General features: G+C 58.7%; 36 protein-coding genes. 18 read left to right on the top strand and 18 right to left on the bottom strand.

Translation table 11 applies throughout. The annotated features are described in order from the left end of the window. Nucleotides 1-17 precede the first annotated feature (17 nt). Both LYZ69_06045 and LYZ69_06040 read left to right on the top strand, forming a co-directional pair. Nucleotides 18-380 carry a hypothetical protein gene (locus LYZ69_06045; protein ID MDV3278014.1) on the top strand — a complete coding sequence of 121 codons (363 nt, stop codon included), beginning with the start codon at nt 18-20 and terminating at the stop codon, nt 378-380. Nucleotides 381-556: 176 nt separating this feature from the next. Further along, nucleotides 557-1,198, top strand: coding sequence for a hypothetical protein (locus LYZ69_06040; GenBank protein ID MDV3278013.1), 642 nt, complete (start codon nt 557-559; stop codon nt 1,196-1,198). A gap of 63 nt (nt 1,199-1,261) precedes the next feature. Here the strand turns inward: LYZ69_06040 and LYZ69_06035 are convergent, their stop codons facing one another. Continuing rightward, nucleotides 1,262-1,789 carry an endonuclease V gene (locus tag LYZ69_06035; GenBank protein ID MDV3278012.1) on the bottom strand — a complete coding sequence of 176 codons (528 nt, stop codon included), beginning with the start codon at nt 1,787-1,789 and terminating at the stop codon, nt 1,262-1,264. A 122-nt stretch (nt 1,790-1,911) separates the two neighbouring features. Next, on the bottom strand, nt 1,912-2,247 hold the full coding sequence (locus tag LYZ69_06030; GenBank protein MDV3278011.1) for a divalent-cation tolerance protein CutA: 336 nt from the start codon (nt 2,245-2,247) through the stop codon (nt 1,912-1,914). A 162-nt stretch (nt 2,248-2,409) separates the two neighbouring features. Between LYZ69_06030 and LYZ69_06025 the strand changes: the two genes are divergently transcribed. Next, a complete protein-coding gene (locus LYZ69_06025) occupies nt 2,410-2,913 on the top strand; it encodes a hypothetical protein (protein MDV3278010.1) in 504 nt (167 codons plus the stop codon). Between the two features lie 30 nt (nt 2,914-2,943). Here the strand turns inward: LYZ69_06025 and LYZ69_06020 are convergent, their stop codons facing one another. Next, nucleotides 2,944-4,050 (bottom strand): radical SAM protein, encoded by a 1,107-nt coding sequence (locus tag LYZ69_06020; protein MDV3278009.1) that lies wholly within the window; start codon nt 4,048-4,050, stop codon nt 2,944-2,946. Nucleotides 4,051-4,190: 140 nt separating this feature from the next. Between LYZ69_06020 and LYZ69_06015 the strand changes: the two genes are divergently transcribed. Continuing rightward, the gene (locus LYZ69_06015) at nt 4,191-4,694 is read left to right on the top strand and encodes a hypothetical protein (protein MDV3278008.1); all 504 of its coding nucleotides are present in this window, start codon (nt 4,191-4,193) and stop codon (nt 4,692-4,694) included. Nucleotides 4,695-4,870: 176 nt separating this feature from the next. On the opposite strand, the gene LYZ69_06010 is transcribed toward LYZ69_06015, so the two are convergent. Then, nucleotides 4,871-5,344 carry an SET domain-containing protein-lysine N-methyltransferase gene (locus LYZ69_06010; GenBank protein ID MDV3278007.1) on the bottom strand — a complete coding sequence of 158 codons (474 nt, stop codon included), beginning with the start codon at nt 5,342-5,344 and terminating at the stop codon, nt 4,871-4,873. A gap of 605 nt (nt 5,345-5,949) precedes the next feature. Between LYZ69_06010 and LYZ69_06005 the strand changes: the two genes are divergently transcribed. From LYZ69_06005 to LYZ69_05980, 6 genes are all read left to right on the top strand, one after another. Beyond that, nucleotides 5,950-6,519 (top strand): SagB/ThcOx family dehydrogenase, encoded by a 570-nt coding sequence (locus LYZ69_06005; GenBank protein ID MDV3278006.1) that lies wholly within the window; start codon nt 5,950-5,952, stop codon nt 6,517-6,519. 72 nt (nt 6,520-6,591) lie between these two features. Next, the gene (locus tag LYZ69_06000; protein MDV3278005.1) at nt 6,592-6,840 is read left to right on the top strand and encodes a hypothetical protein; all 249 of its coding nucleotides are present in this window, start codon (nt 6,592-6,594) and stop codon (nt 6,838-6,840) included. Nucleotides 6,841-6,939: 99 nt separating this feature from the next. Then, nucleotides 6,940-7,479: an HNH endonuclease gene (locus LYZ69_05995; GenBank protein MDV3278004.1), complete on the top strand. Its 540-nt coding sequence runs from the start codon at nt 6,940-6,942 to the stop codon at nt 7,477-7,479. 204 nt (nt 7,480-7,683) lie between these two features. After that, nucleotides 7,684-7,893: a hypothetical protein gene (locus tag LYZ69_05990; protein ID MDV3278003.1), complete on the top strand. Its 210-nt coding sequence runs from the start codon at nt 7,684-7,686 to the stop codon at nt 7,891-7,893. After that, nucleotides 7,859-8,290 (top strand): PIN domain-containing protein, encoded by a 432-nt coding sequence (locus LYZ69_05985; GenBank protein ID MDV3278002.1) that lies wholly within the window; start codon nt 7,859-7,861, stop codon nt 8,288-8,290. Before LYZ69_05990 ends, LYZ69_05985 begins: the two co-directional genes overlap by 35 nt. A 95-nt stretch (nt 8,291-8,385) precedes the next feature. After that, nucleotides 8,386-8,742 (top strand): cupin domain-containing protein, encoded by a 357-nt coding sequence (locus LYZ69_05980; protein ID MDV3278001.1) that lies wholly within the window; start codon nt 8,386-8,388, stop codon nt 8,740-8,742. A 104-nt stretch (nt 8,743-8,846) separates the two neighbouring features. On the opposite strand, the gene LYZ69_05975 is transcribed toward LYZ69_05980, so the two are convergent. The 6 genes from LYZ69_05975 to LYZ69_05950 all read right to left on the bottom strand — a co-directional run bounded on the left by LYZ69_05975 (nt 8,847) and on the right by LYZ69_05950 (nt 12,542). After that, complete coding sequence (locus tag LYZ69_05975) at nt 8,847-10,007, bottom strand: ABC transporter permease (protein MDV3278000.1); 1,161 nt, start codon at nt 10,005-10,007, stop codon at nt 8,847-8,849. Continuing rightward, complete coding sequence (locus LYZ69_05970) at nt 10,000-10,746, bottom strand: ABC transporter ATP-binding protein (protein MDV3277999.1); 747 nt, start codon at nt 10,744-10,746, stop codon at nt 10,000-10,002. The genes LYZ69_05975 and LYZ69_05970 overlap by 8 nt, the downstream gene beginning before the upstream one ends. An 82-nt stretch (nt 10,747-10,828) precedes the next feature. Further along, nucleotides 10,829-11,260 (bottom strand): type II toxin-antitoxin system VapC family toxin, encoded by a 432-nt coding sequence (locus tag LYZ69_05965; protein ID MDV3277998.1) that lies wholly within the window; start codon nt 11,258-11,260, stop codon nt 10,829-10,831. Next, the gene (locus tag LYZ69_05960) at nt 11,257-11,493 is read right to left on the bottom strand and encodes an AbrB/MazE/SpoVT family DNA-binding domain-containing protein (GenBank protein ID MDV3277997.1); all 237 of its coding nucleotides are present in this window, start codon (nt 11,491-11,493) and stop codon (nt 11,257-11,259) included. The genes LYZ69_05965 and LYZ69_05960 overlap by 4 nt, the downstream gene beginning before the upstream one ends. Before the next feature lie 119 nt (nt 11,494-11,612). Next, nucleotides 11,613-12,119 (bottom strand): DinB family protein, encoded by a 507-nt coding sequence (locus LYZ69_05955; GenBank protein ID MDV3277996.1) that lies wholly within the window; start codon nt 12,117-12,119, stop codon nt 11,613-11,615. A 117-nt stretch (nt 12,120-12,236) separates the two neighbouring features. Next, the gene (locus LYZ69_05950; protein MDV3277995.1) at nt 12,237-12,542 is read right to left on the bottom strand and encodes a hypothetical protein; all 306 of its coding nucleotides are present in this window, start codon (nt 12,540-12,542) and stop codon (nt 12,237-12,239) included. A 99-nt stretch (nt 12,543-12,641) separates the two neighbouring features. On the opposite strand from LYZ69_05950, the gene LYZ69_05945 reads away from it, so the two are divergent. The 3 genes from LYZ69_05945 to LYZ69_05935 all read left to right on the top strand — a co-directional run bounded on the left by LYZ69_05945 (nt 12,642) and on the right by LYZ69_05935 (nt 14,660). Beyond that, on the top strand, nt 12,642-12,851 hold the full coding sequence (locus LYZ69_05945) for a hypothetical protein (protein MDV3277994.1): 210 nt from the start codon (nt 12,642-12,644) through the stop codon (nt 12,849-12,851). Nucleotides 12,852-13,067: 216 nt separating this feature from the next. Next, nucleotides 13,068-13,682, top strand: coding sequence for a hypothetical protein (locus tag LYZ69_05940; GenBank protein MDV3277993.1), 615 nt, complete (start codon nt 13,068-13,070; stop codon nt 13,680-13,682). Between the two features lie 120 nt (nt 13,683-13,802). Next, nucleotides 13,803-14,660: a S1C family serine protease gene (locus tag LYZ69_05935; protein ID MDV3277992.1), complete on the top strand. Its 858-nt coding sequence runs from the start codon at nt 13,803-13,805 to the stop codon at nt 14,658-14,660. Nucleotides 14,661-14,828: 168 nt separating this feature from the next. On the opposite strand, the gene LYZ69_05930 is transcribed toward LYZ69_05935, so the two are convergent. Together LYZ69_05930 and LYZ69_05925 are read right to left on the bottom strand one after the other, a co-directional pair. Continuing rightward, complete coding sequence (locus LYZ69_05930) at nt 14,829-15,737, bottom strand: exosortase/archaeosortase family protein (protein MDV3277991.1); 909 nt, start codon at nt 15,735-15,737, stop codon at nt 14,829-14,831. A gap of 31 nt (nt 15,738-15,768) precedes the next feature. Next, nucleotides 15,769-16,401, bottom strand: a complete 633-nt coding sequence (locus LYZ69_05925) for a hypothetical protein (protein MDV3277990.1) — start codon at nt 16,399-16,401, stop codon at nt 15,769-15,771. 224 nt (nt 16,402-16,625) lie between these two features. Here LYZ69_05925 and LYZ69_05920 point away from each other — a divergent pair, with 224 nt between their 5' ends. Next, nucleotides 16,626-16,796: a hypothetical protein gene (locus tag LYZ69_05920; GenBank protein MDV3277989.1), complete on the top strand. Its 171-nt coding sequence runs from the start codon at nt 16,626-16,628 to the stop codon at nt 16,794-16,796. 175 nt (nt 16,797-16,971) lie between these two features. Beyond that, a complete protein-coding gene (locus LYZ69_05915; GenBank protein MDV3277988.1) occupies nt 16,972-17,166 on the top strand; it encodes a hypothetical protein in 195 nt (64 codons plus the stop codon). Nucleotides 17,167-17,208: 42 nt separating this feature from the next. On the opposite strand, the gene LYZ69_05910 is transcribed toward LYZ69_05915, so the two are convergent. Further along, nucleotides 17,209-17,394, bottom strand: coding sequence for a hypothetical protein (locus tag LYZ69_05910; protein MDV3277987.1), 186 nt, complete (start codon nt 17,392-17,394; stop codon nt 17,209-17,211). Nucleotides 17,395-17,416: 22 nt separating this feature from the next. Then, complete coding sequence (locus LYZ69_05905) at nt 17,417-17,596, bottom strand: hypothetical protein (protein ID MDV3277986.1); 180 nt, start codon at nt 17,594-17,596, stop codon at nt 17,417-17,419. A 118-nt stretch (nt 17,597-17,714) separates the two neighbouring features. On the opposite strand from LYZ69_05905, the gene LYZ69_05900 reads away from it, so the two are divergent. Further along, nucleotides 17,715-17,951, top strand: coding sequence for a hypothetical protein (locus LYZ69_05900; protein ID MDV3277985.1), 237 nt, complete (start codon nt 17,715-17,717; stop codon nt 17,949-17,951). A gap of 75 nt (nt 17,952-18,026) precedes the next feature. Here the strand turns inward: LYZ69_05900 and LYZ69_05895 are convergent, their stop codons facing one another. The 3 genes from LYZ69_05895 to LYZ69_05885 are packed head-to-tail and all read right to left on the bottom strand — an operon-like array spanning nt 18,027 to nt 20,633. Beyond that, the gene (locus LYZ69_05895; protein MDV3277984.1) at nt 18,027-18,590 is read right to left on the bottom strand and encodes an isoprenylcysteine carboxylmethyltransferase family protein; all 564 of its coding nucleotides are present in this window, start codon (nt 18,588-18,590) and stop codon (nt 18,027-18,029) included. A gap of 56 nt (nt 18,591-18,646) precedes the next feature. Further along, on the bottom strand, nt 18,647-19,630 hold the full coding sequence (locus LYZ69_05890) for an aldo/keto reductase (GenBank protein ID MDV3277983.1): 984 nt from the start codon (nt 19,628-19,630) through the stop codon (nt 18,647-18,649). Between the two features lie 46 nt (nt 19,631-19,676). Continuing rightward, the gene (locus LYZ69_05885; GenBank protein MDV3277982.1) at nt 19,677-20,633 is read right to left on the bottom strand and encodes an agmatinase family protein; all 957 of its coding nucleotides are present in this window, start codon (nt 20,631-20,633) and stop codon (nt 19,677-19,679) included. A 63-nt stretch (nt 20,634-20,696) separates the two neighbouring features. On the opposite strand from LYZ69_05885, the gene LYZ69_05880 reads away from it, so the two are divergent. Then, complete coding sequence (locus LYZ69_05880) at nt 20,697-22,190, top strand: aromatic amino acid ammonia-lyase (GenBank protein MDV3277981.1); 1,494 nt, start codon at nt 20,697-20,699, stop codon at nt 22,188-22,190. Here the strand turns inward: LYZ69_05880 and hutI are convergent. Continuing rightward, the gene (gene hutI, locus LYZ69_05875; GenBank protein ID MDV3277980.1) at nt 22,169-23,398 is read right to left on the bottom strand and encodes an imidazolonepropionase; all 1,230 of its coding nucleotides are present in this window, start codon (nt 23,396-23,398) and stop codon (nt 22,169-22,171) included. The genes LYZ69_05880 and hutI overlap by 22 nt on opposite strands. 53 nt (nt 23,399-23,451) lie before the next feature. Between hutI and hutU the strand changes: the two genes are divergently transcribed. Beyond that, the gene (gene hutU, locus LYZ69_05870) at nt 23,452-25,107 is read left to right on the top strand and encodes a urocanate hydratase (protein ID MDV3277979.1); all 1,656 of its coding nucleotides are present in this window, start codon (nt 23,452-23,454) and stop codon (nt 25,105-25,107) included. Nucleotides 25,108-25,119 lie beyond the last annotated feature (12 nt).

Raw genomic sequence — 25,119 nt, 5'->3', positions numbered from 1 at the left:
GCGCTAATTCGACACAGATGTCTGAGAAGGAAGAGCCGCAGGCTGCCGCTGCCCTCGGCCTGCACGAAGAGTTCATCCGGCACGTCGAGAGCGGAGCCTCCAAGATCAGGACGCTTTCCATCATCACCATATTGGTCGCGCTCGGGCTCGCCGCGTCCTACGCCTACCAACTGGCGTTGCCGTCGCTCACAGGTGCCACGACGGTCACCGTGAACCTCGCCGACCCTCTCCTCGAAGCGACTGAGCTCCTGCTTCTCGCCCTGAGCCTCGTGTGGCTCTACGTGGGGCTCCGCGACCTCCTCTTCACTAGGAGGATGGCGAAGTCGATTAGGGACGCAAGGATGGCCGAGCGTGAGATAGAGAAGAGAATTACTGGTTAGCTCCTCGATGGAGGCGCAATGGACCCCAACACGTTAGGGAGCGTCATTGTAGTAGCTACAAGGGTTGGTCGCACCCAGATTCACGTTCTGGGAATCACGAGCTCATTACAATACTCCCTTTCTCTTATTGAGATAACGCGTAATAACCCCGAGCAGAATTCTACAACGAGTCATTTTTGGCCAAGAGAACCAAACGAAGAGCAAAGCCGAAGCCAGAGTCTCCTCAGTTCAAGAGGCTGAGAACCAGAGTCAAGAATCTCGAATCCAAGCTGGCTGACTCCATACCCAAGATTGAGCTGGAGAAGGCAAGGTCCGAGCTGCAAGCCCAAATCCAGACGCTCGAGGAGAGGCTGTCGAAGTCCATGCCCAAGAAGGACGCAGAGACCAGGATGCAAGAGCTTCAGTCTTCTGTTGACAGTCTGAAACAAGAGCTTGCTACGTCTGTACCCAAGCGTGACGCCGAGTCCTTGGAGGCCCGGATTACAGAGCTGGAGGGGCAGCTGTCCGAGTCGGTGCCGAAGGCTGAAGCTGAAGGACTGATGACGAAGGTCCACGGTTTGGAGGCAAGGCTGAGCGAATCGATGCCAAAAACCGAGTTGGAAGCGGCAAAGGCCCAGTTCGAGGCTAGGACGAGAGAACTCGAGACAGAGCTTGCTAAGTCAGTTGAGGAGCTGAAGGAGAAGGTCGCGGAGGCGGAGCAGAGGTTGGCCGAAAGCACTGCTGAGCTCGCTGCGGCGAAGGCTAGGATCAAAGAACTGGAGCCGGCACCATCCGAACCAAGCGGGGATGAGAGGCTGGCCGAAGCGCCAAATGCGTGAAGGCGCTACGCCTCTCCGAGAACGAATTTCCTAGGCGAGTTTCCCGGCGGAGGCGCGACAACCCTAAACAAACCGAATCTGCTTCTTTGCTGCCCTATCAGACTCGAACATCACTAGAAGACAAACGGGCGCATACCTCCGTATCACAGACTTCAGCCCACCGAGGCCGACCGAATATCCCGCGCTCCAGTATCTCGTGACCCCGTCGTTTTTGACGGCGAAACCGACCGTCCTCCCGTCATACACGATCCTCGCAAGGCCCCCTTGACCAGAAGCGACCTTTCCCACCAAGAGCGACTTCGCTATCCCGACGCTCGGAATGCCGAGAACCATGCCGCACACCGTGGCGAGGCCTGCAGAGCGAGGATGTGCAGCCCCGTGAGCGTCGAAGCAAAGGAGTTGAGGCCGGACCTTCAGCCTCCTCACGGCCTCCACCACGAACGGACCCTCGCGCAGGTAGAACAGCCCACTGAGGTACGGAAGACTACAGCTCCCCTCATAGACGCTCTCCTCCACGAGTCGTCCTTGATTGACGACCGATGCTACAGCGACAGCGCGATTGCCGCGGTAGGCCGCATCAACAGCGCATATCCTTGAGACGTGCCTTGGAAGAGGTGTTTTCTCTCTGTAGAGAACCCTCTGGAGGTCCGCGAAGAAGGCAGCCTCCGCTTGGTCGAGGGCATGCGTGGTAGCCGTTTCACCTGACCTTCCCTTCAGCGCTTGGCCGCCTTCCTAGCACCCATTCTGGTCTCTCTCAGTATCCAGTCCAGGTAGGGACGGTTTCCCCCTTCGACGCGGAGCCCGATTATCTCCGGAGTTTCGTAGGGATGGATTCGCTTGACCGCCCGCGCGAGCTTCTCGAAGAGCTCCGACCTCGTCTTGATCAGTAGCAGGCTCTCATCCGCCGATTCCAGCCTGCCCTTCCATCGGTAGCGGCTCCGCACTCTGCCGAGTATGTTCACGCATGCGGCCAGCCGCAGCTTCAGCACTTCGCCGGTTATCCTTTCCGCAGTATCTTCCGGGCACGTCACAAGGACTGCCAAGTACATGCCTTCATCGGCTTGGCGGGACGTAATACACGTTCAGGTCAGTCCGCTGGCTACCGCCTGACACAGAACGACCAGTTCCTTGCGAAGGCGCAATAAACCCAGACATCATTCGGACGATGCAGGTGCAAGACCTTATTACATTCCGGACCGTTGAGAAGTGACATGAAGCTTCTGGAAGGGGAGAACCTCAGGAGACGCATATTCCAGAGCTACTCCAAGGACCCGACTGAATGGAGTTTCGTCATCTCCCCTTCCCCAAAGTTCGGATTCTACGACGCCGTAGTTTCAGGACCGCACGGAGCGTGGGTGCTCAAGATAGACTCTCTGTTCAAGCCCCTCCCAATAGTGCTTGGCTCTCCGACCGAGGCAAATCCGCCGAAGCCATCTGGCCCGTTTCCGTACGGCTACAGAAAACTTCCATCTGAACTAATCCCCGAGATGCTGGGAGGCGAAGGCTATCCAAGAGACAGGGTGACGGCCGGCCTCCTGTCGGTGCTCAGGTCGAAGACCGTCATACCGGAAGAGGGGAGAAGCTACGCCCACGGACCATTCATCTTCACCGGCCCACAGAAGGTCGGTCTATCCGAGCATCAGAGAGAACTCGATGACAAGCTCACTTCAGAGATGCGTCGGCTTCTCAGGATCAGATATCCCGCCTACGGCTGAACGCCAGGCTCTTGGTCGCCCAATTGGCAGCTAGGAGACCTGTCTCCAAATCAGTCCGAGCCTTTCGGCGTAACGTTGTGCCTTCGTTATTTCATCCCAGCTCGGGCTTCGCCCTATGTCGCTGTACCGTTCCGGTTCCTCACGGACCCTGTAGTCGGGACGGTACTGCCCCATGACGTTCACGAGCGCCCTTGGACAGTTCTCTGCTATCCAATCCAAGACAGGCCTCGTGCAACACTCGAAGTGACTCGGCAGGACCAGATGCCTTATGATTATGTCGCCATTCTCGTACGCAAGCCTATGATTCCTCGTCGTCGCTTCCATGTAACGCATCACCTTGGACAGTCTGAGGGCGCACTTGTCGTTTCCATACTTGAAGTCTGGGAGCCAGACGTCAATGAGGTCGGTCAGAATCTTCATCGCCTCGACCGTGAGGTACATGTCACTGTTCCAGAGCATCGGTACGTTTGTATCCAAGAATTTCATCCCATCCACTATCGTGTGAAGATTGGGAGTCGGCTCCCCACCGACGAGGTTGATGTTGGCCGCACCCTCGTTTCTTAGAATCCTCATTATCGAAGCTAATCCTCTCCCGTCAACCTTCTCACCGTTCAGCGGATACTGGGAGATATCCCAATTCTGACAGAAGACGCACCTGAAGACGCACCCGCTGAAGAACACCGTGCCCGAGCCTCCCGTGCCTACAAGTGGTGCCTCCTCTCCGAAGTGATGGAACCACGTGGCGACCCTGGTCGTCGCGTTCATCTGGCACGCGCCCTTCCGCGCTCCTTCCACCCTGTCGACCTTGCATCTCCATTCGCAGAACACGCAGTGCCTGAGCATCCGACGGAGTAGCTCTGCCTTGACATCGAGAAAGCTCCGCGCCGGAAGACGAGCCAAGTCAACCTGGTAGCCTTCCACGACCTTCTGAAACAGTACCTTGAATTCCTCGGCCAATTCCGTATGCTCCTCCCACAGGCGCTCCTCACTCGCATTCTCGAGGATAAGCTCGGTGGGAATGCTCTTGCTAATCAAGAACTTCGCAGGCCTCTGGTCCAGCATCACTTGATGGTACCAACTCAGCCTGTCTCTGACGACGGGGTCTCCCCAGCAGGACGACGCATCAGGTCTGAGCATCGATTGCAATCCTTCGCAACGCGCTCAGAGTTAAAGGGCTTCCCGCACCAAACCTCCCCGACAACTGCGCCTGCCCTGATTGGCCGCCTCCCAATCGGTCCATTCTTATCCATGACCGAAGTCCGTCTGCGTGAGCAGAAATGATCAAGCCTCTGGGGGTGGTTCTACTCGACGACATCGAGATTGAGATCATTGACCAAGTGGTCGCCATAGTTTCAGAGAAGCTGGGAGCCGATGTCAGCTTGCTTGGAAGGGCGGAGTGCCACACAGGGTTTGACCCCGCAAGAGGACAGTGGAGAGCCGACAAAGTGATCAGAGGGAGCGTCGAGAGGTTCTCGTCGCCGAGCCGATTCTGCATCGGTCTCACCGGCATGGACTTGTACACGCCCCCGCTGAACTTCGTCTTCGGGCTCGCGTTGAGGCGCGAGGGCCTCGCCGTTGTTTCGTGGCACAGGCTTCGGAACGAGAGTGGTGCGTTTGTCGCCAGACTTGCCAAGGAGGTAATCCACGAAGTGGGGCACCTCGAGGGTTTGGAGCACTGCTACAATGATTCCTGCATCATGTGGTTCTCCAACACTCTTACCGAAACGGACAGAAAGGGACTGGACTTCTGCCCAGCTTGCGCTCGAAAAAGACGACTTTGATCTGGCGTTCATCGGCGCCTTCGAGAACGCTTTTCTCGTTGTGGAGAATTTCGCCATTTGTAGCGCCAACATCATTCTCGGAGTATTCGGTACGGCCGTCTGGCGGCATGAGCGCCGAACTTCTCCAAATTCCTCTCAGAGGCGTAACGAACTCTGTGTACAGCTGAATCTCCGATTCAAAGAGACCCTAGCAACGACTCGAAGTCTTCCTTATGCTCGCTCTTGAACCAGTCTTCTATGTAGGGCAGATACCTGATCTGGGTGGCTCGGGGAAGCCCGAAGAAGTTCCCGTGGTATACCTTCCTGCAATTCCTACTGCCGCAGTGGCATTCGAACGTTCCGTCGCTGTAGCCGTTTGTCGAGTAATCATAGGTTATTTCTTCTCCAACTCTGATTTCCCGCATCGCCAGCGCTTTCCTTTGGCCATCGATTGTCTTCACATACGCGTTTGGATTACACGAATGGTTGACGCACCTGAACGGAGGCCTCAGTCGTACCACCTTCCCGCTTTCTAGATAATCAAGCTCGAACTCATAGTCGTGTCTCGTAAGCTTTGAGAAGTCTGAGACGACGTCCGAGTCGTCTATGTCAAATATCTGTTCACCCGCTTCGAAATCTCCAAGCGCGAAGACGCCAAACCCTTGAATCACCGATCTTCGAACCTCTACAGGACTTTCCATTCCCATTATCAGTGCCTTCGACCTATCATGATTTACAACGAAGCGCACATCGCAATCTCCAACCCGACTTCGGTTGGGGTTCAGTGCGAATCACAGGTAGTCGAGTATCTGTTTTCTATCAGGCGAACGAGCATACCCTGGATACTTGAGCTCAGACCTCCAGTCCGTGAGCAACCATCTCTTGAACAGAGCCTTATGTTCCTCCTTCGCTCCCGCCAAGTAGAGATTCTTTGTTGGTGTCTTACACTCCGACCAAACACGCATGAACGTCAAGCCGAACAACTGATCTCGTCTTATGTCAATATATGCCCAGTGGTTGATGTAACATTACGCAGAAGTGTCTAAAGGACCAAAATGAAAGGCTTGCCAAGGTTTAACTGAAACGATGACGAAAACAAATTATGTGGTTATTCGTGCCAGGCGGACATTCGCGAAGGAGTCTTCTGCGAATTCCAACAATTCTAGGTGTCGCAATCGGTGGTGTGGAATCAGGTTTCTTGGGCTTCCTAGCCCTAGTCGGTCGACAATCGAAACCCATAGCGGCAAAACTTTCTCCTCCCAACACTAAAGGACGGATGTCTGTCGAGGAAGCCATCGCTCGGAGAAGGTCCGTCAGGGAGTACGCGAGCGAACCACTCACTCTCATGCAACTTTCGCAGCTCCTTTGGGCAACGCAGGGAATCACAGAGCCAGCTCACGGATTTAGGACCGCTCCTTCGGCCGGCGCTCTTTACCCACTAGAGGTGTATGCCGTCGTCAAAGAGGCAGGAGTAACGGGGCTAGACGCTGGTATCTACCATTATTCGGTCCCAGAGAACAGCCTGGCCCTGGTCAAGAGCGGCGACATTTCTTCCAGGCTGAAGGCAGCGGCGCTTGATCAGGACGCTGTTGGGTTCGCGGCTGTGAACCTGGTGACAACAGCTGTTCTCGAAAGGACCACCGTCAAGTACGGCGATAGGGGAGTCCAGTACGCGTTTCTGGAGACAGGGCACGCCGCCGAGAACGCCTTCCTCCAGGCCCAGTCTCTGGGTCTTGCGACGGTTGTGATAGGAGCCTTTGACGACGACGCCGTCCGCGCGGTGTTGGGAGTTGGGACTGACGAGAAACCGATGTACATTCAACCCGTTGGGGTGCCAACGGCCTAGTCCAGCGTACTGAGTTCCACGCAGGACAGCCAGACCTACCTTATTATGTAACTTCATTCTCTTCTACAGTGAATGGAAGAGAAGCAAGAGGTTGGCAGGGTGACCCACTTCTATCCAAAGATACTTGTGGCCGTGGTAGAACTGAAACTTCCACTGGCTGCAGGCGACAGGATTGAGATCGTCGGCAGAAACACTCACTTGGAACAAACCATCGAATCAATGCAGATTGAGCACAAGACCGTTACGAGTGCATGTTCGGGTCAATCAATCGGTTTGAAGGTAGCTGACAGAGTTCGGGAAGCTGACGTAGTCTACAAGTAGCCTTTGGCAGCGGGGCCACGACTAGCCATGGTGCGAAGAGAACGCAGCGGTGTTAGATTGAACCTTAAATGATACGGCGGACAGCAAACACTCCCGAAGTTGCCTCCGTCGGCCGTCAAGACGGTAAGAGATCTCCTGTACTGGCAGTACGCCAAGATAATCTCCAACTCAGCAGGTGAGGGAAAGAGCAACTACGGTTTCATCATGAACAGATTCAAGAAACTCCAGTCTGGCGAAATGCAGTGGTCTTCCTCTATCAGGGAGTATGTCAAGGAGCACGAAAAACCGGACACCTGTGTGTACTGCGGCTCCAAAGGAAATTTGACAGTTGAACACATGCTCCCCAGAGTTCGGGGAGGACCAGACGTCCTAGAAAACGCTGTCTGGGTATGCGCCAGCTGCAACTCGAGAAAGGGAAGCAAGAGACTCTACGAGTGGTATGGCTTGGAGAACAGAAACGACCTGCCTAGGATTGCCGAGGGGAAGTACCTGAAATTGCTCTACTCGCTTCACGAGGCCCGTGGGACACTGACGGCAACGCCCAAGGACCTCTGCTCGGGGTGTGATTTGGGCGCAAAATGCCTTGCCGAGGGAAACCTATCGGTCTATTGTCTCGAAGGCAAGTTCACGAAGTCTTAAGAATCATTTTTTCTATCTGACACCCATAACTCAACGCAGGATGAGAACAGTGCGTGTCCCAGCGGACGCGCAACGAACCCACACGCATGCCGATGATCGGTGGACGGTACCTCGATTCGTCGCGGCTTCTCTTGCGGAGGAACGGGCACGTTCAAACCGAGGCGGCTCTTATATACTGGTATACCAGTATACTCCTTGCAAGAAATGGCCGGATCCACCACTGTGAAGGTCTCAAGAGAAACTGTGAGGAAGCTGGCGGCCCTTCAGCGGAGCCTGCACGCAAGGAGCATGGACGAGACCATCGAGATTCTCGTCAAGAAGCGGAGGAAAGAGATCCTTGACAGCGCGTTCGGGAGCGACAAGTCGAAGTCAAGGAGGTTTGAAGAGAGGGACCGCCTTGAGGGCCATGGTTGACTCGTACGCCTGGGTCGAGATATTCAAGGGAAGCGCTGCGGGAAAGGCTGCGAAGGAGCAGCTAGAAGCATCAGACGAGGCGTTCACCCCCGACGTGGTCCTGGCCGAGCTCGCTGTCAAGTACCTCAGGGAGGGTGAAGAGCCGCGGGCCATCCGGAGGTGGCTGCAGACAGTAACGGAGGCCACCCAGGTGCTTGGAATCGATATCTCGATCGCGGAAGAATCGGCGAAGTCGTCCATCGTGCTGGTGAAAAGAGCCGGAGAGAACGGCCTCCCGAAACCGGGACTGGCGGACGCCGTGGTGCTCGCTTCCGCAAGGATTAGCCAGGCCCAAGTCCTCACGGGCGACCAGCATTTCAGAGGCTTGCCCGACACTTTGTGGCTCGGCGGCAAGTGAGCTGTTCGAGGCCTGAACTTCATGAACCCGACGCGCAGCATGGCCGTCGCAGCGACGAACGTCTAAAAGCGACACCACTCCTTCCACGTCTTGCGATGGCAAATGAAAGGAAACCGTCGGGGGCGAAGGGAGGGTTGGCGCCCGCTCAAAGGGTCGAGCTGGCTTCGCTCGTCTCCTACCAGCAGGGTTCAGTCGTCAGCCGCACTCTCATGAACAGCAGGGCAGGCTCCGTGACGTTATTCGCCTTCGACGAGGGAGACGGCCTGAGCGAGCACTCGGCTCCGTTTGACGCCCTCCTGCACGTCCTTGAGGGCGAGGCCGAGGTTAAGATAGCGGGAGTGAAGAACCGACTGAAAGCGGGCGAAGCAATCGTCCTCCCGGCAGGAAAGCCTCACGCAGTGTTGGCGACCACGAGGTTCAAGATGCTCCTCACGATGATAAGGTCGAAGTGAGCTCGGCGGTCTCCAAGGTTCGAGCAGGCATCTGGCTCGAGTTTCTTGGCGGAGGTGCGATGAACCCTTACACGCGGCACATCAATCCAGATTGGCTCGCTGGCTCACGCGTCAATCCTGTCCTTCACGGTCGAAAGCGCCAGTACCAGGAACAGCACAGCGATCCCTCCAACCACCAGGAAGTCCGTTGCCAGCTGGCCGACCCCATATCCCTTCAGCATGATACCCTCGAACAGCCTGTTCCCATAGTACAGCGGCACAACCCTCGCTAGCGGCTGGATCCAGTCGGGTAGGCTGTTCACCGGGACCAGCATGCCGCTGAGTGCCATGCTCGGGAGCGCGATGAGGGGCGCCAGCTGCACCGCCTGCAACTCGTTCTTGGCGAAGTTCGACAGGAACACGGCCATCAGGACGTGCGCGAGAGCGTAGAGCACGGCGGCCGAGAACAGCAGCACCAGGCTCCCCCTGACCACAACCCCGAAGAGCCCGACGCCGATCACCAGTATCACAGTCACCATCATGACGCCCAAGAGCAGAAGCGCGAAGGCGTAGCCGAGCAGCCGCTCGAGGGCGGTCAGCGGGGTGGTAAAGAGCCTCGGGAGGGTGCCCGAGGTCGTCTCCCTCGATATCGTGAGGAGCGAGACGAGAAGGACGAGGAATGTCAGCACAAAGGCGATTACCGAAGGCAGGCTGACGTCCAGCCCGCTGAACTGCACCCCTCCGAAGGCATACTGCCGGACCACGTCGAACCCCTTCACCCCCGACGCATTCTGCACGGAGCCCTGAAGCGCGCCGAGAATCCCGGCCGTCAGCGCTGGCTTGGTGCCATCGAGGTAGACCTGCAGAGAGGGGGTCACCGTCGCCCCACTCGACTTCAGGAACAAGGAACGCGAGAAGTTCGCGGGTATCAGAATCGAAGCGAAGTACTTGCCCGAGTCGACGCCATCCTTCCCATCGGCGAAGCTACCGACGGTCACCTTCACGACGCCGTTCGCCTGCATCGAAGTCAGGACCTGGCTACCAGCATGCAAATTGATGTTGGTCGGTCCCAAAGTCGCCGAGTACCCTGCGTCCTGGTTGTCCACGAGTATCGGGACGTTGCTGGCCTGCCCTCCAAGAGCGAATCCGAAGATCAGCATGATCACAGCTGGCATCACCATCAGCATCGCCAGGGTCCGCCTGTCCCTGCGAATCTGAGTGAGCACCCGCACGGCCACCGCAGTCGAGCGTCTGAAGGAGAACCTGCTCGCTCTCTGGCTACTCATCGTTGAACTCCCTTTCGCTAAGCTTGAGGAACACCTCCTCGATTGACCCGGCGTGGTGCTCCGCCAGGAGGCTCTTCGGCTCTCCCTCCTCGACGAGCTTCCCCATCCTGGCCAGTCCGATGCGGTCCGCCCTCCCGGCCTCGTCCATCACGTGAGACGTGAGGACTATGGTCAGCCCCCTCGCGGATAGCGAGCGGAAGTAGTCCCAGAAGAACGCGCGCATTATCGGGTCGATGCCGACCGTTGCCTCGTCGAGGAAGATGACGCGCGGGTCGTGAATCAGTGCGCACGCGATGCTTGCCCTCCTCTTCATCCCCCCGGACAGATTCGCCACGACCGAGTCCTTCCTCCCTTCGAGCTTCAGGATGCCCAGGAGTTCGGAGAACCGTCTCCGGTAATCCTCCCTCCTCATGCCGTAGAGCTTAGCGAAGAACGCGACGTTCTGTTCCAGGGTAAGGTCAGGGTAGAGCGAGTACTCCTGCGGCGCGACCCCGATCTGGGTAGAAACCAAGTGACGGTCGCGGGGCATCTCCATCCCCAGAACCCTGATGGCGTCGGAGGTCGGGGTCAGGGCCCCGGTCATCATGTTGATTGCGGTCGTCTTGCCGGAGCCGTTGGCCCCAATCAGCGCATAGATTTCGCCCTTCCCGACGCGGAGGTTGAACCCGTTGACCGCGGTGATGTTTCCCTCTCGGTACACCTTAACGAGGTTCTCGGTCTCGATGACCAATTCAGGCAAGGTTTGTCCTCATACGGGGTCCCACATTAATAATATTCAGCTTGTTTCTCGGAGGCGCAACGAACCCAAGCGCGGCGAACAGTCATGACGCCCGATAATCCAGCGGGTCCACCCGTTCTATTATCCCGACCTTCTCCAGATCCCTGTCGGCTGACAGAACTTCGTGTATCGAGTTTAGTTCCATCGATGCAATGTGCACGTAATCCACTCCATTGATGCCGAAGGCATACGTCGACGCCCTCTCGATGACCAAGAAGTCCACATCTATCCAGACGAGCGGCAGAGACATCACGGCTTCGACATTGCGTTCGATGTCCAGCCTCCGCTGCCCCTCCTTCGACAGGTAGTCGTTTATCTTCTTGAGCACGTTGATCAGCTCGACCAAAACCAGGACAGAGCAGGAAGCCTCCAGCCTCCCGCCCTCGACATCCCTGAGGATTCCCCCGCATGACTTCCCGTATTTCGGATGGTTCTCTATGGCGTACACAAAGACGTTTGTGTCAATGTAAATCATCCGAAGGCTTCCCTGGTCTCTCCAACAAGCTTGACCGCGTCCAGCTTCAGCCTCACCTGCGACGTGAGGAACTCTACGGGCTCCGGGACTTTCTTGTGGACGTCGACCACGACCATTCCCTTCACCACATGCCACCTTACGCTCTGGCCCGGCTTTACGCCAAGGTACCTCCTGACATTCTTTGGAATTGATGTCTGGTGCTTCTGTGTAACCTTCGTCTCCTCTACCTTCATCAAAAAGTATTACACGTAATACCTATTTAAGGTTCGCTGGACGTTGCTCGTCTAGGCCAAACGCTGGATGAGATATCGCGGCGGAGTCGCAATGAACCCTGGCACGGAGACGACGGCCCTCAGCCGCGTAGTTTTCTTACCCACTCATGGAAGCCGACGATTGGCGGGTCCACGTCCCGTTGCCAGAATAGCGCGTTGATTTCTCCCCTGTGCTGCAGCTCTTCATCTATCATGTGATGAAGCATGTCGCCGAGCCTGACCGTTTTCACGACACGCCCGTCCCTGTATCGTATCACCCTGTCGAGGTCGTCGTCGCCCAGACGTTTGACGAAACCCATGACGAGCGAATCCACCTCCCTTTCCTCTCCCGCAACCTCTTTTCTCGTGCGCCTCTTGTCCCTGTGCCGTTCGTATTCGGACACTCGGTCCTCGTAGACATAGGTGAACCACCAGCGGTAGGCATCCAGCACGTGGACGAAGATGTCGACTATGGTGGGGAACGAGGCGCCGCCATCCTTGTACCTCACCTTGGCAGGGATCTTGTGGAAGATAGCGCCGAGATATCGTTTTCTCACGTAGAAGTTGTATTCGTACCAACGTGTGATTGCTTCGAGTTCGGTCCTCAAGGCCAACTTGGCATTCATGCAGATTAGATAAGTGCGATGAACCTTTTGCACGGTAATGGAAATCGGTTTCTCGCGGGGCTTACCGTTGAAGGCGACAGGCGTCCATGGCTACATTGCTTACTTGCTCGAACCGGTGACCAGCCTGACACCGATCACCGCGATGATCAGGACAATTGTCGCGCCAACGGTATACGCCAACGGCAGCACGACGAAGGTCGACAGCCCGGCCATGACGAGCCCCCACCCAGAATAGTACAGCTTGTCACCACTCCCAGCTTCCACGAGCCCGTAGACCAGAATCCAGAGGCCGTTGAGCAGGAGCAGACATGCTCCGAGCCATGCGTAGTCGACGAACCCGAAGAGGAAGAGCACCAGCGAAACCAGCGTCGCAAGTATGACACCTATTCCAAGGCTCGGTTTCATTGTTCTCGTTGTACTTCAAGTGCCAGCTCTTCTTTTAAGCTTGAATCTTACCGTAGACCTCCTGCTTAACTGGAACCAGGACCTGCCGGTTGACCTAGCATGAGCCTTCCGCTCTTTCCCTCCGCCTCCGGCCTGAAGCCGAGCGAGCTGCACGTCTACACCATAGAGGAGTGCCAGAACTGCAAGCAGAAGACAAAGCGGGACTTCAAGGTCGGCGACTACATAGTGGGCGCCACCGGAACCTGCGAGAAGTGTCAGGGCCAGAAGATGATTACCCTGATCTACGGCGAAAAGGTCCCCAAGCGCTGAACGGACCGCAGAGGCGTGTCAGGCCCAGCCCGGGCGGCAGTCGCAGATACATTGGAAGAAGTTCAGAAGCCAGAGAAGGAAGAGGATAAATGGCACTCGCAGGCGAAGCCAATTACCTCTTCCTGGTGGGCCGCCTCTTGCCGTCCCTATCGATTCATCCCGATGCTTGGCACGCCGCTGGAAATAATAAGGACCGCCGGCTCTCGAGCCGCCCAGTTGCGCTCTTCAATCGATGGCGACGTCCCTGACCTCAGCACAGTTAGCGAAAGGGACTCTGACGTTCTCAAGGTCATAGAGGAGGAGGACCTCGCAAGCTTCTCCTTCGAGGGCCTGAAGCGAAGGATCAGGGCCCATCCCGAGACGCTCTCAAGAACGCTGGACCGCCTTGAGGAGCAAAGCATCGTCGAGAGGGGCGAGGACGGTTATCGCGTGACCACGAAGGGCCATGGGTACCTGACCGTCCATCCGATCGAGATGGCGGAGCAGCGCCTGACTCTCCTGAAGACGATGCTTCCTCCGAGCCTAGACCTGCAGCAGGTCTTCCGCGCCCTGAAGGGCAGGTGGTTCGGGAGCCTGCGCTGGCTCGGCTATTCGCAGGAAAGCGACCTAGTGATGAAATGGGTCACGGACGACGGGAAGGTGCAGCTGGACGCCAGGTTCACGCCCGTCGACCTCACGATAGAGGGCAGGCTCCTGCAGGGGAAGGAGCTTGCCGTGGCGGTCAGGGCCGCTCATCTGCTCCTCGCCCACATCTCGAGGTCGTACGCAGGGACGCGGCAGGGGAGGACCATGCTCTTCGAGGTCTCCCCACTTCATTTCATGCCCAATTGACGTGACTGGCTTCCTGCGCTACCCACTCAACAAGTAGGGGCCCCCCTCTACCACCTGACGATAGACATGCAAACCAACAGTTCAGAATTTCTGCAGCGATTGTCGGGTGCAATCGAGGACGTGACCAAGAGCGCTTCAGCTTCCGTGGTCAGCGTCGGGCTCAACGGAAGGTCGGGGACGGGCGTGGTCATCGACACCGAGGGGCGCATCCTCACAGCCAACCACGTCGTCCACAGGCTGGACGAGGTCGAGGTGGGGACGAGCGACGGAAGGAAGCTCAATGCCAAGGTCGTCGGCAGGAACCCGTACGCCGACCTCGCTTTGCTCAAGGTTGACGTTGGAGACCTGAAGCCGATGGAGCTCGGCGACTCAAGCAGCCTCAAGGTGGGCCAGTTCGTGCTGGCTCTGGCGAACCCGTTCTCTGGCGCAGTGAGCGCAACCTCCGGCATTGTCACAGGCGTCAACAGGCCGATAGGTGGCTGGTGGAGGTTCTCGATTCCGAACGCCGTAGTCACGGACGCCAGATTGAACCCGGGTTACTCTGGCGGCCCTCTGGTCGACGCGAGCGGCAAGATGGTTGCCATGAACGTAGCGTACGTGATGAACAGGGGCATCGCAGTACCCGTAGACACAATCCGCACGTCGCTCGAGAAGATGGCGAAGGGCGAGAGCGTGAAGAGGGCCTACCTGGGCATCGTCTCCAGCCCGATAGAGCTGCCCGAGGAGGTGGCCTCACGCGCCGACGTGGACCAGGACACCGCGCTGATGGTCTACTCGGTGGAACCCGAGAGTGCGGCAAAGAAGGCGGGACTAGCGCTTGGGGACGTGCTGCTGAAGTTCGGTGACCAGACGCTCAGGGGCATCCAGGACCTCGAAGGCGCGCTGGGCGAGGAGACAATCGGACGGAAGGTCAAGCTGGTTGTGCTGAGGGGAGAGCAGCTGAAGGAACTCACAGCGACGCCCGCAGCCTCCAGGTGAGATGCGGAGTGAGCTTCCCAGACTTCCCCGAGCCCCAACCACAACCCGCCCCCCTGCAGCCGTTCAGGCCTGGGCCCACCAGAAGACGCCCATTGGGATGAGCCTCAAGGATTCGAGTAACGCAAGGCCACTCTAAAGAGAGGCCGGGGTTACAACAACCCTTTGATCCTAGCCGATGTTGGCTGGAGACGCTCCGCTCAATGAAAGCGTCGCCGACTTCACGCGTCCGCCCATCCTTGGATAGATGAGAAGGGTCGCGACGTAGAACCCAAGGAACAATGCGTAGCCGACCCAGTTATGTACGCTCCAGAGCGCGTCCGCCCCACCTTCGTAGCCTACGAAAATCAGGATGGCGATCCTCGCCGAATTCAGGGCCGTCAGTGCAACTACCCCTGCTACAGCGAGCTTGACGGTGGAGAAGACGTCTTTCCCCATGTCGATGTGCATCAGCCCCAAGAGGCCTAGAAAGGTCGTGACGGAGATTATACTCGAGCAGCCGGGGGTGATTGTGGCTGTCACAAGCTCACCCGTCTTTGACTGAAGGGCAAACTGAGTCCCCTGCCAGACGACTGGGACGCCGCTCAGAGAGACTATCCCAGCCGAGAAGACCGAGGACAGCCAGGCGAGAGGCTCTCCAAGGCTCCACTGCAAGATCCCGGGAGCCGCGACTCCAACAGCGCATATCGCCGCGTATGGAAGCGTCATTCTCCACGTCAGTGGGTTCAGGACGAGCGCGGTCCCATAGAAGACGAAGACCACGGCCACGCCTGACAGCTCCACTAGCTGGCTCGTCACTCCCCGAAGCGCGAGAAGCGAGACAATGATGCCGAGCCCGAGGAGCCTCGTTAGAGGGTTCGACACCAAACCCTCTTCTCTCATCAGGAGTTTGCGCAGGTCGCCCCAGCGGAACAGGAAAAGCAGGGCTAGGAGCCCAGCAAATGGTATGGCCGGGAATACTGTGCCGAACGCATCGTTTACCGCTTGTCCCAGCAGTGGCAGGAAGTTCGGAGCCGCCAGCGCCGCGATGGCCGAAGCTGTCCCAATCCATGCGACGAATCGAAGGTAGGCTCTGTCCACGGTCTCGAACGCACCGGTGGAGAGCCTTGGTCTACGGTCTCCTCAGTCTGCCGCCGGGCATCGCGTATCTCCTTGCCAGCAGGTACGATGCGACCAGGACGAACGTGAAGAAAGTCACGGTCAGGATCTGAAATGGGAATTCAGGAATCCCGCCACCGCCGCTTTGAGTAGAGCTCGAAGTGGTGGTCTGGGTGCTGCTCGTGCTCGATGAGGATGTTGAGGGGGCGGTCAACGTGCTGCTGGTCGTCGTCGAGCTGGTCGTGGTGCTCACGCTAGGAGAGTAGGCGAAGGTGGTGGTCTTGGAGATCGCAGGGCCCGTTGCAGAGTTGCCCCACGTGGCGTTGACCGTGTAGGTTCCGGCGACCCAGTTCGTTGAGCCTCCGAGGACGAAGCTGTGTTGGTAGGAGCCTGTTGACCCGTTGACCGGGGCCGAGCCGATGGCCGCCAAGGTCCCCGATGGGTTCAGGATTTTCAGCGCTACCGCAGTGCCAGGGCCGGGTGGAGGCGAGACTGCGCCTGAGGCCAAGAGGGTCTGGGCTCCCGAATACGAGCTGGCGTCAGTCTGGACCGTGATTGCGTATGTGGCCGCTTCTATCGAAGGCGCGGTGACTACGACCAGAACAACAAGCGTAATCGCAAGCGCTGTGAATGACTTCTTGTACAAGACTCTGCGGGTTAGAGGGCTCCCATGGCTATTTAATCATGCCCGTAGTTCGTTCCCTTCTGGAAACCTGCTCTGGTCCGACGTAGAGAACGCTTCGGACGAGAGTCTCAAGACCCGAGCCCAACTTCTTCCAACGTTAGACGGTTCGCTGCAGAGGAGCAATAGACCGAAAACTGTATCCACTACTGTGTCCATTCTGGTCAGAGAAAGGGATAGACTGGGGAATGAATCAGGATCGACGCGATGCTCGACCCGAGGCTCTGCTCTCGAACACAATCGGTCGAGAGGCGGTTGAGAGGGCTGGCCCGCTCTACTGCGGGAACTGCGGGTATCCGAACGCCCCCACCGCGAGGTACTGCGAGAGGTGCAGGAGCGTCCTGAACGATCCGGAATGAGTCGTGCTCGACGCCCACCCCATCCCCTAGAGGGGTTTCCTCTCTGTCAAGCGAACTCGAAGCTGATGCGCCTGGAGTTGTCTATTTCAATTTCATGAAAAGGCAACAAAAGTTGCCTTGGCCGCTTAACCCTTCGGCAGCCCCCTTACAGTGCAGGAGAGAAGCAAACTCGGGCATGAACAGCGAGACCCTCAAGAAGCTGGAAGGGAACTTCGCGGATTTCATAGCATCGCTTCTCGACGAGAACGACCCCGAAGACGTCCACCTGGCTTGGGAGTTCCAGAAGTTCCTTCACTCAAAGAAGCTGAAGCTATTGACGGCCGAGAACGAGAGCCTGAAGAGATGGAAGCAGGTCCTCCTTAGCAGATGAGTCGATGGCGATGCCTCCGCGACCACCTGGGACCCGTTAGAATCACGCAGCCTGACCAGCTCCCTTCTCCTTCGAGAACTTCCTTCTGTTCCTGAGGCTCACTGCAGCATACAGCGCCAGCAGGACGACTATCACGAGCGTCGACGAGAACAGCTGAAGGTAGGTAAGGATGATTACGAAGATGGCGACGAGCGGTAGGATAAGTAAGACAGTCCGCCTGGAAGTCAAAAGAGCAACCCGCGCGTCTGTGTTATGCCTTCTTGCGCGCCCTCTTGACTTTCTTTGGGCGTTTCACTACCCGGGCTTTGTACGTATTCTTCGGTGCCTTTCGGTGCTTTATCGCGATGAGCTTCGCCGTCTGGGCCTCAGACCACTCCTCATACGAGTCCCGCGGCAGATGCGTCTTCTCCCCCTTTCGCGACTCTCTCATGGGTGTTCAGAACGGCGTTCCGTCATATAAAGGGGGCGCAGCTACCGACGTCGCTGAACCAGGCAAGTTTGTTTCGCCCGCTCACCTCTTTTAACCAGACCCTCGCGGGGGAGGCCGTATGGCCTCTATCAGGGTCAAAGACGACGGGACCGCGCCAATCGTCGAGAAGGGTCGTGAAGCCCCGTTCAAGCAGGGAGAGTACTACGTGTTCGAGGTAGCTGACGACATTGCCAACTACTGGAACAAGATGGCCCCTGCCAGACGGGAGGACCTTTACAAGCAGTCGAGGAAGCAGGGCAAGGATGTCCGGCTGCTCGTCGAGGCTTTCGTGCACAAACCAGCACACGTGAAGTAGCCGACTGGGAACTCCGACCCCACATCCTCGATCTGCCTAGGACGGCCACTGTAAAGCATATTTACACGTCCGAGTTCATGCCCTGTAGGACCTTCCGTACGGGAAGAGCTTCGGGACTCGGCGCTTGTAATCCCGGTAACTGTCTCCAAACAGCGCATCAAGCTCCTTCTCCTCGAAAGGTATCCAGACGAACCAGAACCAGATTGTCAGGACTGTGCCCCAGAAAAGGCCGGCGACGGCCGAAAGCGCCACCGCGAGTCCGAACGCGATGCAGACCGCGCCAAAATACATCGGGTTTCTCACATACCTGTAGGGACCTGTGGGGATGAACCGCTCCGTTCTTCCCTCCGGTCTCTCGAGCGGCGTCCTGTGGTAGAACTTCAGCATAGTGACAGCTGTCGAGTCAAGGACGTCCCTCAGACTCCTGTATCTAGAAACGATGACGATTGAAAACACGCCGACCGCCGCAAGGAACGCGCCCAGCAGCCTTACCGGAACGGGGAGGTCGAGAGTCGGCCAAGAGCCGGTGACGACTGAGACGAACGCGGCAAGTCCGACCCCGGCCATTATCGATGAGAAAACGATAACAAGTATGGCGAGCACGGTGGCGGCCTCAGCACGGCGAGTGATCTTCGCCATATGCCCCAACAAGGGCAGGTGACGTATACGCGTTCCAGTTTCGCCGAAGCCGCTCTTTAGTGATACCCTAGGACTCGGTGTGGGCTGTACGGCTCCTCGAGCCGCTTGATGTCGCTGTTCTTCAGCCTGACGCTGACCGCCTCGACCAGCTCCTCCAGCTGCTCCACGCTCGTCGGGCCAACGATCGGCGAAGAGACGTACTTCTTGCTCAGGAGCCACGCGAGAGCTACCTGAGAAGGTTTGACACCCTTCTGCTTTGCCACCTCCACGAGTCTCTCGACCACGTCGAAATCCTCCGGTCTGAAGAACCTCTCCCGGATCAGGTTGTCCTTCCTGTACCTGAGCGTCGCGGACCTTCTGCCTCTCCTATACTTCCCGCTGAGGAACCCCCTAGCGAGCGGGCTCCAGGGCATGATGGCCACCCCCTCCTCCCTGCAAAGCGGAATCATCTCCCTCTCCTCCTCCCTGTAAGCCAGGTTGTAGTGGTTCTGCATAGTAGCGAACCTCTCGAGGCCGAGCCTGTCGCTGGTGTAGAGTGCCTTTGCGAACTGCCACGCCCACATGCTGGACGCTCCTATGTTGTCTACCACCTTGTCCTTCCTGACGGCGTCCGTCAGCGTCCTCAGCACGTCTTCAATCGGCGTCGCGTAGTCCCAGCGATGGATCTGGTACAAGTCAATACGGTTCGTCCTGAGGTGCTTGAGCGACTTTGCGAGGTTAGTCTTGATGTGCTTTCTGCTCAAGCCTCGCTCGTCAGGCCCCTCCCCCGTGGGGAGGCCGACTTTCGTCGCTATGACAACGTCTTTCCTCCTTCCCTCAAGCGCCCTGCCGACTATCTCCTCTGACCTTCCCCAGGAGTAGACGTCAGCGGTGTCGAAGAAGTTTATCCCGATGTCCACAGCCCTGTCGATCACCTTCTTCGAGTCCTCGTAGTCGAGCGTCCACTCGTAGCCTCTTGCATCCGGGCCTCCGAAACTCATGCATCCGATGGCCAGCCTCGAAACCCTCAGACCGGTCTTGCCCAGCGTGGCGTATCTCATGCGGAGAGCAGCCCCCAGCCGAGCTTGATCAGGACCACGCGCCCTCCTATGAAGGGCGACCGCTCCTGGCGGTGTAACCCGCAATCATGTAGACGAGAGCAGTTGCAGCGACAACCTCGGACTTGCCTGTCGGGTCTAGCGGAGGCGCGAGCTCCACGATGTCCGCGCACACGACCTTGCGTCCCGTCCCGAGGAAGTATAGCATCTCGAAGAGCTCCCTAGCGTCGATCCCCCCGGCGCTCGGTGCGCTGACGCCAGAGACTGACGAGACGTCCACGCAGTCCATGTCAACGCTCACATAGACGACATCGGCGCCGCGGGACGCAATCCCATACGCCTTGCGTGCCACCGCGAGGGTGCCGGCTTCTCTCACACCCTTCGCCGTGAAGATGGTCGTGCCCAGCCTTCGCGCCTCGTCGGCGTAGCTGCGAGAGTTCAGGAAGCCGTGGATTCCGATTTCGACGAGCCTGGAGCCGTCAAGACCCTCCAGCGTCCTCACAGCGGTGCCGTAAGAGGAGCCGCTCGTCGGCCTGCCATTCATCGGTTCCCTCAGGTCGTAGTGCGAATCGAAGACGACCAGTCCGACCTTGCCGAACTTCTCGCTGCAAGCAGTGATCGAGGGCAGAGAGACACTGTTGTCGCCTCCGAGTACGACCAGCAGCGAAGACTTCGAGAGAGCGCCGCCGACCTCATTCTCCACGTCTGCGTGCACCTTCCTGACGTCTGGCGACCTGACGACAACATCCCCTAGGTCCACTATCCTCGCCTTGAGGAGGTCGAACCCGAACTCTGGGTTGTAGTTGGAAAAGAACCTCATCGCGCGCCTTATCGCCGACGGCCCCTCGGCCGCACCCTTCCTCCCGAGCACGGCGCCGTCGAACGGCACACCGAGCAGGTTGACAGCCCTAGGCGAGGCCCTATCCGCTTTCCTGACCATCGAGACGACCCTCCTGTCTCTGGGGTCGGTGTAGCTGGGAGTCGGGTAGCTGACGGGCTTTCTCAACGCACGCGCCTCTCTGGGAGAGAGAAGATTAAACGTTCCACTTTCCGCGGAGGTGTCACTGGAATGACAGTAACACTCGACGGCGGTTCACTCACGGTGGACGCAGTCATCAGGGTAGCGGAGAAGGGCGAGAAGGTGGCGGTCGGCCGCTCCTCGCTGAAGAGGATGGAGAAGTTCCGCTCCCTGCTCGAGGACAGGGTGAGCAGGGGCGACGTCATCTACGGGGTCAACACTGGCTTCGGCTACTTATCCGGGAGTGTAGTCCCGCGGAGGAGCGTCAAGCAGCTCCAGCTCAACCTGATCAGAAGTCACGCGATCGGTGTCGGCGACCCCATGCCCGTCGAAGTGGTGCGGGCGGCGATGACGATACGCCTCAACGGCCTGCTCCGGGGAAACAGCGCAGCGCGGCCTGCCTTGGCCACGATGATCATGGAGATGCTCGACCGCGGCGTTACGCCCCACGTTCCCTGGTTCGGCTCGCTGGGGGCCAGCGGCGACTTGGTCCCGTCTGCGCACATGGCGTTGACGATGGTCGGCGAAGGGCGGGCATATCACAAGGGGACGCTGCTCGGCTCCAGGGCGGCTCTCCACCGCGTCGGGCTGCGGCCTGTCGAACTCGCGGCGAAGGAAGGACTCTCCCTAATCAACGGGACGTCATTCACGACAGCGCTCGCGTGTCTAGCAGTCCACCGCTGCGAACTCCTTCTCGAGGCGGCCAACGCCTCGGTCGCACTGACAGCCGAGGTTCTCAAGGGTTGCACTCAGGCTTTCGACGAGAGGCTGATGCAGATGAGGAAGGTGGAGGGCCAGCGTCAGGTCGCGAGGAGGATATCCGGCATGCTGAAGGGGAGCAGAAGAGTCAGGAGCAACCCTGTCCCCCAGGACTCCTACTCGATCAGGTGCGCTCCGCAGGTCCACGGCTCGACCAGGGAGGCTCTCGAATTTGCGCTTAGGATAGTTAGCGGCGAGCTGAACTCCGTGACCGACAACCCCGTCTTCACAGAGAAGGGCGACACCCTTCATGGCGGAAACTTCCACGCGCAGCCCGTCGCAATGGCGCTAGACCTGCTGTCAATCGCGACAGCGTACTTGGGCGGCATCTCGCTAGCGAGGATTCACCTTTTGCTCTCAAGTAGCCCGTCAGCGCACAAGTTTCTGGCGAGGGAACCCGGCCTCCAGTCCGGGCTGATGGTCGGTGAGTACACAGCGTCAGCCCTTGCGGCTGAGAACGCGAAGGAGGTCTATCCGCTTTCCACGTACCCGGCGAACGTCTCTGTCGGGATTGAGGACCACGCCAGCTACGGAGTGAACTCGGGGCTGAAGGCGGTACGTGTCGCCGAGAATGTGGCGAGAATCCTCGCGATAGAGTTGGTCTGCGGCTCCAACTACGCCAGCTCGTTCGAAGGCGAGCTTTCGCCCTTCGACCGGAAGGTCTGCAGGTTTGTGCAGAGAGTCTCTCCGCCTCTTACGGGCGACAGGTCGCTGAGCGAGGATGTGGGGAAGCTGGCTGGCGCGCTGCTGCGACGCCCTGTCTCTCAGTTGGGCGCCGAGGCGTAGACCTCGACACCGCCCTTGAACACAGTGGAGACGTAGCCTCCCCCGACCCTGTAGGGTAGAAACCTGTAGCCGGGAAGTTCGTGGACCACGAAGTCAGCAGGTGCGCCAGGGACAAGACGGCCGAGGTCGTCCCTGCCAAGCGCCTTCGCAGCGTTCACAGTGAACCCGCGCAGGGCATCTGCCGGGGTCATCTTCATCGCGTTGCAGGCCAAAGCCATCACCATTTGGGGCGACTCGACCCACGAATTGGGACTGAGGTCAGTGCCGAGGGCAATCCTGCATCCAGCCCCCGCTATCATACGCGCGTCCGCGTAGCCTATCCCGGAGTACAGCGAAGTCCCCGGCAGGAGGACGGCGACGACGCCCCGTCTCGCCATCATCTCCACGCCCGACTGTTCGCTATTGCCGAGGTGGTCGGCGGAGACGCACCCGGTCTCAGCTGCGAGCGACGCTCCCTTCGAGTCTGCAAACTCGTCAGCATGAATCTTCAGCTTGAGGCCGAGCGCCTTCGAGGCGCGCAAGTATCTGGAGCACTCGTCCCGAGTGAAGACGCCTTCCTCGCAGAAGCAGTCGGCGAAGGCAGGTTTCAGCCGTGCCGCGGCGGGGAGCATCACATCCAAGACGTAGTCGACGTACTCCTTGGCACTGCCGAACTCTGGCGGTTTCGCGTGGAGGCCCATGAACGTTGGAACAAGCTCCACCTTCTCAGTCCTCGACAGCCGCTTCACGACGTTGAGGAGCTTCGTCTCGCTCCGCAGATCCTGCCCGTACCCCGTCTTCACCTCAACCGTCGTCACTCCGTTCCTGACGAGTTGCCGGAGCCTTCCCTGCGCCTCTGCGACGAGCTTTGCAAGGCTCGCCTTCCTTGTCTCCTTGACTGTCCTGACGATGCCCCCGCCCGCGTTCAGTATGCTCACGTAACTCTCGCCCCGTATCTTCCTCTCCAGCTCGTCCTCCCTGCTGCCGGCGAAGACGAGGTGCGTGTGGGGGTCGACGAACCCGGGAGTGACCAGCATCCCTGCGGCGTCGACAGTCTTCCTGGCCCTCGCGAATGTCTTTCGCCTGAGCTCCTTGGTCGTCCCGGTCCAGACCACCCTCCCGCCCCGAACGACCATCGCCCCTCCTTCGATTATGCCCAGAGACGATTCGTCGTTGGCACCGAGGGTGACCAGCTCACCGGCGTTGACTAATACTAGGTCGGGCTTCAACGGACCTCGCATCCACCCGAGTCTTTTATAGAAGCTCGTCGTCCCGAGGCTCAATGCTGAAGCGGGTCATCCGCGCTCCGCGTGGGACTGAGATCTCCTGCAAAGGCTGGCAGCAGGAGGCAGCCCTCAGGATGCTGATGAACAACCTCGACCCCGAGGTAGCCAAGGACCCCGACCACCTAATCGTCTACGGAGGGACGGGACGGGCTGCAAGAAGCTGGGCCGCCTTCGACGCGATCGTGAAGTCTCTGAAGAAGCTGGAGGACGACGAGACGCTCATCATCCAGTCGGGCAAACCCATCGGTGTCTTCAGGACCAGCATGGCGGCGCCGAGGGTGCTGATTGCGAACGCGCTGATCGTCCCGAAGTGGGCCGACTGGACCTACTTCAGGCAGCTGGAGGAGAGGGGGCTGACGATGTTCGGGCAGATGACCGCAGGGAGCTGGATCTACATCGGCACTCAGGGAATCCTGCAGGGGACCTACGAGACTCTGGCTGCGGTTGCCGAGAAGCACTTCGGCGGCTCGCTGAAGGGAAGAATCGTCCTGACGTCTGGCCTGGGAGAGATGGGAGGTGCGCAGCCACTCGCGGTCACCATGAACGACGGCGTTGCGATTGTCGTCGAGGTTGACGAACGTGCAATCAAGCGGAGGCTTGACAAGGGGTACTGCGAAATGACGACCGACAAACTAGGAGAGGCCCTCACACTCGCCAAGGGCGCTGCCAAGGAAGGCAAGCCGCTCTCCATAGCATTGCTGGGGAACAGCGCAGAGATCCTACCTTCGCTCCTTGACTCGGGCTTCAAACCGGACGTGGTTACTGACCAGACTGCCGCCCACGACCCGCTGGCTGGGTACATCCCGGAGGGTCTCTCAGTCGAGGAAGCGGCCGACCTGCGGAGCTCCGACCCTGACGAGTACCTAAAGAGGTCGATGGCCTCCATTGCGAAGCACGTCAAAGCGTGGCTGAAGTTCCAGGAACGCGGGGCCGTCGCCTTCGAGTACGGGAACAACATCAGGAAGATGGCGCAGGAAGCGGGCGTCGAGAACCCATTCCGCATCCCTGGCTTTGTGCCGGAGTACATCAGGCCGCTCTTCTGCGAGGGGAGGGGCCCGTTCAGATGGGTCGCTCTCTCGGGAAACAAAGAAGACATCTATGTCACGGATGAGGTCATCATGCGCGAGTTCGCTGGGAACAGGTCTCTCGTTAGGTGGATCAAGAAGGCGCACGACCAGGTACAGTTCCAGGGCCTCCCCGCGAGGGTCTGCTGGCTGGGCTACGGGGAGAGGGCGAAGTTCGGGAAGATAATCAACGGGATGGTGAAGTCTGGTGAGATCTCCGCACCCATAGTGATAGGACGGGACCACCTCGACTCGGGTTCGGTCGCATCACCCTACAGGGAGACCGAAGCGATGAAGGACGGGAGCGACGCAATCGCGGACTGGCCTGTGCTCAACGCCCTCCTGAACGCCGTGTCCGGAGCGACGTGGGTGTCGGTGCATCACGGCGGAGGGGTCGGGATAGGCTACTCGATACACGCGGGTCTCGTAGTGGTGGCCGACGGGACAGAGGCAGCCGAGAAACGGCTGGTCACAGTCCTCACCAACGACCCAGGGCTGGGCGTGGCCAGGCACGCAGACGCGGGGTACGACGAGGCGATTAGGACTGCGAGGACGAAGGGCGTGAAGATACCGATGCTCGACGGCTAGGACACGGGACAG

The sequence above is a fragment of the Nitrososphaerales archaeon genome (genome assembly GCA_032906765.1).
GTDB lineage: Archaea > Thermoproteota > Nitrososphaeria > Nitrososphaerales > Gagatemarchaeaceae > DASPPF01.
Note: the sequence above shows the minus strand (reverse complement) of the source record. Positions and strands in the feature narration are given on the sequence as shown.